The sequence below is a fragment of the Caballeronia sp. EK genome, from assembly GCF_014384845.1.
Lineage (GTDB): Bacteria > Pseudomonadota > Gammaproteobacteria > Burkholderiales > Burkholderiaceae > Caballeronia > Caballeronia jiangsuensis.
Genome location: NZ_JACSUE010000025.1, coordinates 55,372 through 64,905, shown reverse-complemented (window position 1 = coordinate 64,905; position 9,534 = coordinate 55,372). Strand labels below are relative to the sequence as shown.

The following is a 9,534-nucleotide window of genomic DNA, read 5'->3' as shown; positions in this document are numbered from 1 at the left end:
CGCGAAGCACCTGCACAGGCCTGCAACGCTCAACCTTTGAACCCTTCTGCCGGGCGTCACTCCGCAGGTGCAGCGCTTAACGTCTGTCCAGGAAAATCTAAACGGCTCTCACGCGACGCTTACGGCGATGTTCGCGCCGATTCCGCTACCACAGAACATTTTTGCTGCGATGCCTCGAGACATGCTGAGCCGTCCGCAGCAGATTCGCGCAGAGGCGGAGGACGCGGCCTTTATGATCCCGGCAGCGGCCAGACTTCATAAACGCTACCCTGCCCTAAGAATGCCCGTCGCTATTTTCGGAGGCGCGGACGATAAGATCGTTGACGTGGAGGTGCACTCGGTTCGCCTTCACGAAGATGTGCAGCACAGCACGTTGAGCGTGTTGCCGGGTGCGGGCCACATGGTGCACTACGCAGTTTCCGAGGAGATTGAGCTTGTAGTACGTGACATGGCGCGCGCTGGAAAGACTACTGGAGAGCTTCGCGTAGCAGCTTCGTAGGTTGGGTTTCCTGCGGGTTTGCCTGATAAGTTATCTCGCCGCGTCGACCGCTTTGCGGTGCGCCGCCGTCGCTTAGCCAACGGCGGCGCAGATGCCATTACTTCGCGCTCTGCTTTGAGCCTTGCTTCACGGCCGGCGTTCCAACCTCCTCATCGGACACCTGTTGCTCAGCCAATAACGTCAGTTTTTCGTCCGTTGCTTTCTCCTCTTTCAGGGTCTCCAACAGCAGATTCATCGCCTCGGTATAGCCTAGCTTCTTAGCGAGTGCCGCCAAGGTCCCGTATGTCGCAATTTCGTAGTGCTCGACCTTCTGCGCGGCGGCAATCAAGGCAGCGTCGAGAATAGGCCCCTGTTCGATTTCCTCGATCTGCTCTTGTCCCTCCTCAACGAGCCCCTCCATCGCCACGCATTTCACGCGCTTGAGTTTGATTTCAGTGCTTTCGACCACTTGATCGATTCGCTCAATCTGTCCCTGGGTCTCTTCCAGATGAGTCTTAAAGGCCGAGGCGAGGTCAGGATTGGTAGCCGCTCGGGCCAGTTTGGGAAGCGCCTTAGTCAGCTGCTTTTCGGCACTGTAAACGTCCGAGAGCGCATGCACGAACAAGTCATTAAGGGTTTTTGCAGCCATGAATCCCTCCGGTTGGTTGGGAGCCGCCGCTTTTCCGCGAACCGCTCCTTAATCAAAAAGTGCCTCCTGTGGTCCGATCGGAACAACAGGCAATGTCTCCCGCACCGAAACAGCCCCTGCAACAGCGGTAAACTGAAGCAGAGCATGTTGTGGCGGCCTGCAAACGGGTCACGCAGTGCAGGGATGAACTGTTTCAGCAATGGGTATGCCGGAGTCCGGACGCACTATTGCCTGGGGCACTGGAGCAACGTCCGAGCTTTAGGCTGCTATCGGCGGGTGTTCGCTTGATTTGCAGCGGCCGCCGTCACCAAAACAGCGTACGGCCCGACACAAGTGTCGAGTGATAGCGTGAGGGCCTCCGGACGTCTCCCGGCGCCGGCGGCTAAGCACCATCCTCGATCGAACCGGCGGGTCAGGTTCGTTCTGAGAATCGTCCGTGGGTTTCAATTGACCACGCAGTTGGAAGCGTAGGTTCGCAGCGTTGAGCGCCATACCACGCACATAAGCTGAGCAGCTCCGGCACATGTGCTCGCGGGACATTTAAAAACCAGCATCGCAGCTGACGTTGGAACAGCTCGTCGTCGAGTGCGTCGTAAGCATAGTTAGCCGTTTTCAGTAAGACCGAGAGTCGCTCGGCGGCGAATCGTAGCCCCAGACACCTTTCGCGGGACGGCTGAAAACGATTCAGTGCTTTAACCAACTGGTTACGCGACGACGCCCGAGCAACGGCATGCAGTAACATCTGCTGGAGAACGTAGTAGAGGGGCGCACGGGAATCTTCAGGGATACGGGTGAGCAGCGGTTTGAGCGTCGGAGCCGCCTCAGCAACGTCCGCTGCGCCGACCATAACACACGCCACCCGCTCCCACTCGCGCTTAGACAGGTGCTTGCGCTCGGGGTCCACGATCGGGACGTCAGCCGTCTGGGAAGCGAGAAGAACCACATCACGGTAGTCTTTCGTGCCCTTGGCGCGGTTCGCACGAACCGACATGACCATGAGATTGCCCGGCGCATAGGCACCGTCGTTATTGATACGGTCCACGGACCAATCGCTGTCGCGCAAAGCGCCGCGCGTCAGCGTCACTAAGGTGATGGGACACGTGTCACAGTCGATCCTCCTGAGATACGAAGGGTCCACATCGGGGCACAGGATTCGACGTCGTTTGAACGCGTTCAGCCGGAGTTGCAACCATTTCGACACAAAGCGGTCCGGGCGATGTTGAGCGACCCAGAAATGTTCGCGCCCTGCCGCGTATCCGGTGAGAAGACTAGCACTACACACCGCCGCATCCATTCGTCTCCCAAACCGGGCAAAATCCCACCCGATATCGAATGCAATCGTGTCCGGATCGTCAGGTGGCATAGTTGGCCCCAAAGAGAATCAGGTGGACGGCCTGCAGATTGACTTTTTAGGGGGGTGTCCGTGCCTCAAAGGCACGCCGTTGACACGACCGTCCGTTACAGGCTGGTCACCCAGCCGTCACTGCACGCCCTTCTTGGCCGCAAGGGCTTGGGCCATCTCCAGATGATGCTGGATTGTCGGCAGTGCCTTCGCGGCAGCTTTCTTCAGATCAGCATTCTGTCCCTCTTGGGCTTCCTTCTGGAACGCGGCGACCGCCTTTTGATGTCCTTCGACGCCAACGGTCTTGATATAGGCGACGTCGAACGCCTTCCCCTTCAAAGGCTTGAGCGCATGGAGCACGGCGGGGTCTGAGTTATCTTTTGGCACAGTGACGCCATGCGGGGCCGCCATTTTGAGCTGAACAGTCAGCTTGGTGTGGTCCACCATCATGTGATGGGCGAAGTCCTTAACGTCCTTGTCCTGCGACTGCTTCGTGGCGAGTTTCGCAGTGTCAATCTCGGTCGAACTTGATTCCGACGCGGCCTGAACGAACGCCTTATCGACGGGAGAGAGGTCATTTGCCTGCGTCGTGCTTGCGGCTTGCGTTTGGGCAAACACCGGCGAGAAGGCGCCAAGTAACGCAACGATCATCATTGCGCGTGCGGTCATCTTTGTCTTCACGAGAGGCTCCTTGGAATGTCACGTGGGGCTAAACCCCGAGCAACCGCTATGCCGGGTCTTCGGCCCCTTTGCGCTGACCTCCGTCTGGTCTCAATCGCGTCCGCAGCATGACCGATGCTGACTAAGGCTGCAGGAATCCCCGACAAATCTTTCCCCGCCCTATCGACGATGCCCAGACCCGACAGGCACCCTTATGAACAACGCCGAATCAAATCCTACTCAGCTGCAACAGCGAGACATACAGGCGAAGACGCCTTCAGAGACGCCGGCAACCGAGACCGCCCGCGCCGACCCCGAGGTCATGGCAAGAGACCACGTCGGAGCTGACGCTCCGCCAGCGTCTTATCAACGCAACATCCCCGGTCGGAATCCGCTGCCATCGATCGACCTGGACGCCTCGACTTCTGCATCTCCCGATCCGCTCGAGCGCGCGAAGTCCCGTATTGTCTCAGTCGACAATGCCAGTATGGAGGCCTCCGATAATACCGTGGACACGGACGGCAAAGGGCTCGAGGCCAAACGGGACCTGCCGCTGCAACACGATAACGTCGTTGGCACCAATGCAACCCTTGTCAACAACGTAACAGCGCCTGCGAGAGGATTAGGCGGCATCGATAGCCGACCGGAAGGCAATCGCCCGTCCATTCACTTGCGAACGGGCTGGGTGATGGAGTACCACGGACGCGTCGAGACACCGACACGCAACGGTGGACGAGTCGAGCATCTCATCTCCATTGCACAGAGGAAGTCATGATTACAAACGCCGCTAATTTTCATCATGGTCGACGCCGTCCGCCTTGCTTCGGCTCAACTGAAGCGCTCCGTATGCAGAGACTTTTAATCGTCGTCGTGACCCTTGCAGGGTGTGCACCGTCGGGTGAAGCAGGACGTCGAGCGGTTGAGCAGGACAGGCAGGCCTACCGATGCGCCGGGTTCAACCCTGTTGCCGACGAAACGAACTACCCGTCGGACGTCGAATTGGCCGGTGGGACACTGCAGCATTCCCCGACCTGCTCAGGAAGGACGAACGGCCAGGCATCGGGCAAGAAGCCCTAAAGAGCGGGCGAGCGAATCGCGCATGACGCCTGATGTTCAACCGCGCACGATTTATCGAAGGATGACTCATCGTTAAACTCACTGCGACATCACGGGACCGACTAACCGAAGGGCATATGCGTGCGACCGTAACAGTCAGTGGATGTGGCGCCCCGCCCATCGAGCCACTCCATATGCTCGCACTGATGGCTGATGAAGGCCTCGTGTGCAGTCGTGAGCAAGGCCGGCAGCGTCTCGAATTCGTCTGCTACGGTCAGGCTGCTGCATTTCGGCGATTTGCGTCGCGCGCAATGATGCTGCCAGGCGTTACTTCCGTTACGCTGCACCGGACCGATTGTGTCAAGTAAGGGCTTTAGCCCAAGTCATTAGGCTAACCGGGGTAATGTCACGGGAAGCGAGCGTTTGTGTCGCGTCGCCTCATAGAAGCGTTTAATGGTGAAGACGATCTCGGCTCCGACTTGCCTGCCCTCTAGAAAGTCGTCAATGTTTTCATAACTGATTCCATAGCTAGCTTCGTCGGGGCGCTGTGGGGTGAGCGACTCCAGGTCCGCCGTGGGCACTTTCATGACCAAACGCTCCTCTGCTCCGAGCGACCGGGCAAGCGCACGGACGCGGCGTTTGGTCAAACCAGAAAGCGGGAGTAAGTCTGCGCCGCCGTCGCCATACTTTGTGAAGAACCCCATCAACGACTCCGCGGCGTGATCTGTACCGATCACTACGCCGTGACGTGCGCCAGCAACTGCATACTGTGCGACCATGCGTTGGCGAGCCTTGATGTTGCCAAGAACAAAGTCGCGCTGATAATCGTCCGCATACTGCGCGCCGGCCTGTCCAAGTGCGCGTAGCATCTCATCGGACGCAGTCTGGATGTCGACAGTCAATGTCTCATCCGGCCCGACGAAGTTCAGCGCCTGCTGCGCATCCTCCTCATCGCGCTGCCTCCCATAAGGCAACCTCACAGCAACAAAATGCGCTTCATAGCGGCGCGCCCGCAGTCGTTCAACACTCAGTTGCGCAAGTCGACCGGCAGTCAACGAATCGACACCGCCGCTGATACCGAGGACGTATGTCCTCAGGCCCTGTGAGGTGAGGTAATCGGACAAGAAACCAATGCGCCGCTCCCGCTCGCTGTCCACGTCAAAGCGCTGGCTCACGCCGAGCTCCAAACTCACATCCCGTTGCCACGTTTGCAAGTCATCGTTAGTCGTGTTCATTTCCGTGTTCATTTGCGTCTCCATACTGCCCTGACACACTTGGAAGATGGTTGAAGTGATGCTCGATACGCGAAAGCGCATAAAGGGCCGCTGCGTGCCTGACCTCGTTGCGGTCGCCTTCAAACACCTGCGTCTCAGTCACGCTGAGAATCCGTCCGCCTTGCAGTTTGAACGACCATCCGAAGCACTGGGTCCCGGGGGCGGGACCACTGCCTGCATGGCCGTCCGCAACACCGGTGTTGGACACCGAAACATCCGCGCAACACGCTTCGAGTCGAAGCGCGCCTTCGGACATCTCGCGAGCGACCTCTTCGCTTGTTAGGCCAAAGCGGTTCATCGTCTCCTCCTGGACGTCAAGGAAGCCTGCTTTTCCCGAAGGTGAGTAGGTAATGAAGCCCACGTCCAGGCACGCGCCGCTGCCTGGTACGGACGAAATCAAAGATGCAATGAAACCGGCCGTGCACGACTCAGCGGTCGCGAGCTTCAGTCCTCTGGAACTGAGGAAGGACACGACTTGCCTGGGAATGTCCATCTTCGTCCCTCGATTACAGTCACAGTTATCGCACGATTAGCAATTTGTAATCCCGACTAGATCGAGAGGCCGCTTCCTGTTCGGGGCGGAACTTTTAACTGTCATGGTCGAGAGTTATTCCTGTGCGCGCGTCGCGCCTTTTTTGGCCCCGGCCTCGTCCGGAGTCTGTAGCACGTGCCGCAGTGACGGTATTGCTGCGAGGGTCATCACCAGTCCACGCGTCGGCACTTCCAACCAATCCGGGCGATTCGCCGCTTCATAGCAGATTTCATAGGCCGCTTTCTCCACTAGGAACAGGTCAAGCAGTCGGACTGAATCTGGTCCTGACGGCCCAACGTTGCTTGGCGCAGACGCTGCATAACCTTTTAAGAAGCATTCTTCCGCGTCCCTTCGCACTGTTTCGCAACTTTGCGCAGCGGATCGCTTCTCTGAGGGCACCCTCTCTTCGCTTCGTCCTTTCGTGCTGAATGCGGCCGCGTATGCGAGAGACCGCAGCAGCCCAGCTACGTCGCGTAGCGGGCTGGCCTTGTCCCGTCGCTGACTGATCTCACGAATCGGTTCGCCCTCAAAGTCAATGATGTATGCATCGTCCCCGGCGAGGAGGACCTGGCCCAAGTGAAAGTCGCCATGAATGCGCGCTTTTACCGGATTTCGATCTGAAAAGCACGCACTTTCGATCGCCGCGAGTATCTCGTTCTGATGCGCCTTTAGCGTCGATCGCGACGTTTCCGCGAACTCGCGGTCGACGGCTTCGTCACGCTTTTCCGCGATCGCGTCAAATGCTTTTTTCAACTGCGAGATCGTCGCAGACTTCCAGCTTTCGATATCCGCACTGGTTGCCGGCTCCGGTGCGAACGCTGGATTGCTCAGATCGCCCGAAAGGACGGCATGCAGTTCGCCAAGCCGCAGGCCAACGCAGCCAGCCATCGTTGCTACGTCTTCAAAGCGAGCTCGGTTGCGCGATGGCTGGGCGTCATCGATACTCTCCGATCCAGGGTGCGACTGGACCATCTTGGCTTCATTCGCAAACTGCGCGACGGCCCAAGTCCAGGCGTCACCGTCGTTCGGAACGAATCCTTGCAAAATAGCCAGGGTTTGCTGGCCATGTGGACCATTGGATTGAACAACTTCGCCTAAAAGCGGACTGGAATGAGCATAGCCCGAGCGGGTTAGGAATCGGCACATTTCCGGCTCTGGATGCGTGCCATCTTCCAGCCGTCTCAAAAGTTTCAATACCGCTCGGCCCCCGATGATCACCGAACTATTGCTCTGTTCTGCCGAAAGCCACCGCAAAGCGGGGGCGCCCCCCAGTTGCGCTCGCGCGTCCTTGAAACCGTCCTCGACAAGAAGCTGCAAGACGGCACCGTTGCCGCAATCGACTGAGTGGCCCGCTCCGATTCGTTCAAGAAGACCGATAACAAATCGTGGCATGAAAAAGGCGTCGGTTAAAATTCCCGCCCGATCACCACGCGAGACCTTCGCTAACGACATCTTGCGTGCAAGGTCGTATTGCGCATCACCGCTACCCTCGTCACCCCAAAGGATACCGAGTGGCAAGGCGTAGTAATGGTTCGTTCCATCCATTTCAACCCGAATCTGGGTCAGCAGTCCGGCACCGTCAATGGATGCGGCCGATGGTAGCAGCCGCACCTGCCCGATCTCGTGATCCTTTGCGGCAAACCATCGTCGCGATTTCAAGTAGGCGGGCAGGATTGTAGTTTCGATGACCGCGGCGTTCTCGGGGCTCAGCAGATCCGAAAGATTGTTGGACCCTGACAAGGTGACCGTCAACGCGGTCGTCGACGGTTCATCGGTATTCTGCCTCGCTCTCTCCCAATGCGCGTGCGCGCGCCCCGTGGGCCTGCCTTCCTGCTCCCATAGGTAATAAGCCGCCAGTTGCAGGCGCTCCGTGTCGTCCATGCTTCACCTCGCCTTTTGCTTAGCCCTTTTTGATGCATCTCGAAGCGCAATATGCACGCCACCGCTCGGCGCGACCCTGCGCACGCAGGGTACGCGAGTTGCTTGCAATGGCGGACCCCCAAACCGCATCGGCTTCAGTTGTCCAGCGTGATCGACGAGCGATTGGATTGACGTTGCATACAGACCAAGGCTATTGATCACATGAACACCGACCCTTCCGCGTTTTCCCAGCTTTCCGGCTGCGCGTCCGACGCTCCGTTGCACGCAAAGACTCTCAGCAAGTCGCCGCACGCGTCGTGCAGACGCTGGTGGACGTTTGTCGGCGCAGGTTCGCTGATCGCAGTCGGCTATATGGACCCGGGCAATTGGGCGACTGCGCTCGCAGGCGGCGCCCGCTATGGCTATGACTTGCTCTTCGTCGTACTGAGTGCCAGTCTCATGGGCATGCTGCTGCAATGGGTTGCATCCCGTGTGGGGGTCGTCACGGGCCGCGATTTGGCGCAGCTTTGCCGTGACCGCTTCAGTCGGCGCACAACGCTCTGGCTCTGGGTTGCGTGCGAAATCGCGATCATTGCGTGTGACGTCGCAGAGGTCGTGGGCAGTGCGGTCGCCTTGCAGATGTTGTTCGGCATTTCTCTCACTGCCGGCGTTCTGTGCTCTGCAGTGGCTACCTTTGTCATGCTCGCGCTGCAAAGCCGTGGCAGGCGCCCTTTGCAATGCGCAATCACGGCGATAATCCTCTTTGTCGGTGTGTGCTTCGTCGTGGAACTGGCGCTCGCCCATCCCGTTTGGGGCGCCGCGCTTCGGGGCTTTGCCCCGCCGCGGGCGTTGCTGCGAGATGCCGGCATGCTTTGGCTCGCGGCGGGGATCCTGGGGGCCACTGTAATGCCGCACAACCTCTATCTGCATTCAGCGCTCGTCAAAGACCACGCCCCCAATCGCGATGACGTCACCATCGGCCGCGCGCTTAAGGGCGTGAACATCGATACCTTTGCGTCGCTGGGGCTAGCGTTTGTGGTCAATGCCTCACTTCTCGTCATCTCCGCAGCAGTCTTCCACGCGAACGGCCATTTCGACGTTGATGATCTCGGCGACGCGCATCGGCTGATCGCGCCACTCGTGGGCAGTCATTGGGCAGGCATTGCTTTCGCCACCGCGCTGCTAGCCTGCGGCCTGAACGCGACGGTCACTGGCACGCTCGCCGGGCAGGCGGTGATGGAAGGTTTCCTGAATCTGCGAATCGCGCAGTGGGCGCGGGCGCTCCTGACGAGGTCGCTCGCGATTGGCCCTGCGCTCTTGGCGGTGGGGTTCTACGGTCAACATGGGTCGAACGTCCTGCTCGTTTCGACGCAGGTCGTGCTGAGTTTGCAGCTGCCGCTCGCGATCATCCCGCTAGTCCGCTTTGCTTCAGATGGCAACCTCATGGGCCGATGGAGAGTATCCCGTGCGCCACTGGTAGCGGCTTGGGCTTGCGCGGGCGTCATTCTCGGTTTGAACGCGGCGCTTCTATGGCAGGCCATGCCCTGACAGAAGGCCGGCTACATGGACCGACCTATCGCCTCTCGCGATTTGCTCAAATGCACATCCAAACCGGCGATTGGCTGCCTTCCCGCCCGCGGGCCGGCAGCCAATCTCGAGCAGCTGCTGCGACGCCGCGGAACG

At 59.0% G+C, this 9,534-nt stretch carries 9 protein-coding genes; 3 read left to right on the top strand and 6 right to left on the bottom strand.

Going from position 1 to position 9,534, the window contains the following annotated elements; all coding sequences use genetic code 11:
• Positions 1 to 127 precede the first annotated feature (127 nt).
• Positions 128 to 499, top strand: a complete 372-nt coding sequence (locus tag IAG25_RS37975; RefSeq protein ID WP_187609433.1) for a hypothetical protein — start codon at positions 128 to 130, stop codon at positions 497 to 499.
• A gap of 97 nt (positions 500 to 596) precedes the next feature.
• On the opposite strand, the gene IAG25_RS37970 is transcribed toward IAG25_RS37975, so the two are convergent.
• The 3 genes from IAG25_RS37970 to IAG25_RS37960 form a co-directional block, all read right to left on the bottom strand.
• Entirely contained in the window at positions 597 to 1,127 is a 531-nt protein-coding gene (locus IAG25_RS37970) for a YciE/YciF ferroxidase family protein (RefSeq protein ID WP_187609432.1), read from the bottom strand.
• A 412-nt stretch (positions 1,128 to 1,539) separates the two neighbouring features.
• Positions 1,540 to 2,490 carry a hypothetical protein gene (locus IAG25_RS37965; RefSeq protein WP_187609431.1) on the bottom strand — a complete coding sequence of 317 codons (951 nt, stop codon included), beginning with the start codon at positions 2,488 to 2,490 and terminating at the stop codon, positions 1,540 to 1,542.
• Between the two features lie 117 nt (positions 2,491 to 2,607).
• Positions 2,608 to 3,138, bottom strand: a complete 531-nt coding sequence (locus IAG25_RS37960; RefSeq protein WP_187609438.1) for a DUF4142 domain-containing protein — start codon at positions 3,136 to 3,138, stop codon at positions 2,608 to 2,610.
• A gap of 205 nt (positions 3,139 to 3,343) precedes the next feature.
• Here IAG25_RS37960 and IAG25_RS37955 point away from each other — a divergent pair, with 205 nt between their 5' ends.
• Positions 3,344 to 3,904, top strand: coding sequence for a DUF3005 domain-containing protein (locus IAG25_RS37955; RefSeq protein ID WP_187609430.1), 561 nt, complete (start codon positions 3,344 to 3,346; stop codon positions 3,902 to 3,904).
• 667 nt (positions 3,905 to 4,571) lie between these two features.
• On the opposite strand, the gene nadE is transcribed toward IAG25_RS37955, so the two are convergent.
• From nadE to IAG25_RS37940, 3 genes are all read right to left on the bottom strand, one after another.
• Complete coding sequence (gene nadE / locus IAG25_RS37950; protein ID WP_375336571.1) at positions 4,572 to 5,432, bottom strand: ammonia-dependent NAD(+) synthetase; 861 nt, start codon at positions 5,430 to 5,432, stop codon at positions 4,572 to 4,574.
• The gene (locus tag IAG25_RS37945) at positions 5,407 to 5,952 is read right to left on the bottom strand and encodes a CinA family protein (RefSeq protein ID WP_187609429.1); all 546 of its coding nucleotides are present in this window, start codon (positions 5,950 to 5,952) and stop codon (positions 5,407 to 5,409) included. The genes nadE and IAG25_RS37945 overlap by 26 nt, the downstream gene beginning before the upstream one ends.
• Before the next feature lie 114 nt (positions 5,953 to 6,066).
• Positions 6,067 to 7,872, bottom strand: a complete 1,806-nt coding sequence (locus tag IAG25_RS37940; RefSeq protein WP_187609428.1) for a putative maltokinase — start codon at positions 7,870 to 7,872, stop codon at positions 6,067 to 6,069.
• A gap of 201 nt (positions 7,873 to 8,073) precedes the next feature.
• Here IAG25_RS37940 and IAG25_RS37935 point away from each other — a divergent pair, with 201 nt between their 5' ends.
• Entirely contained in the window at positions 8,074 to 9,399 is a 1,326-nt protein-coding gene (locus tag IAG25_RS37935; protein WP_187609427.1) for an Nramp family divalent metal transporter, read from the top strand.
• Positions 9,400 to 9,534: the final 135 nt, after the last annotated feature.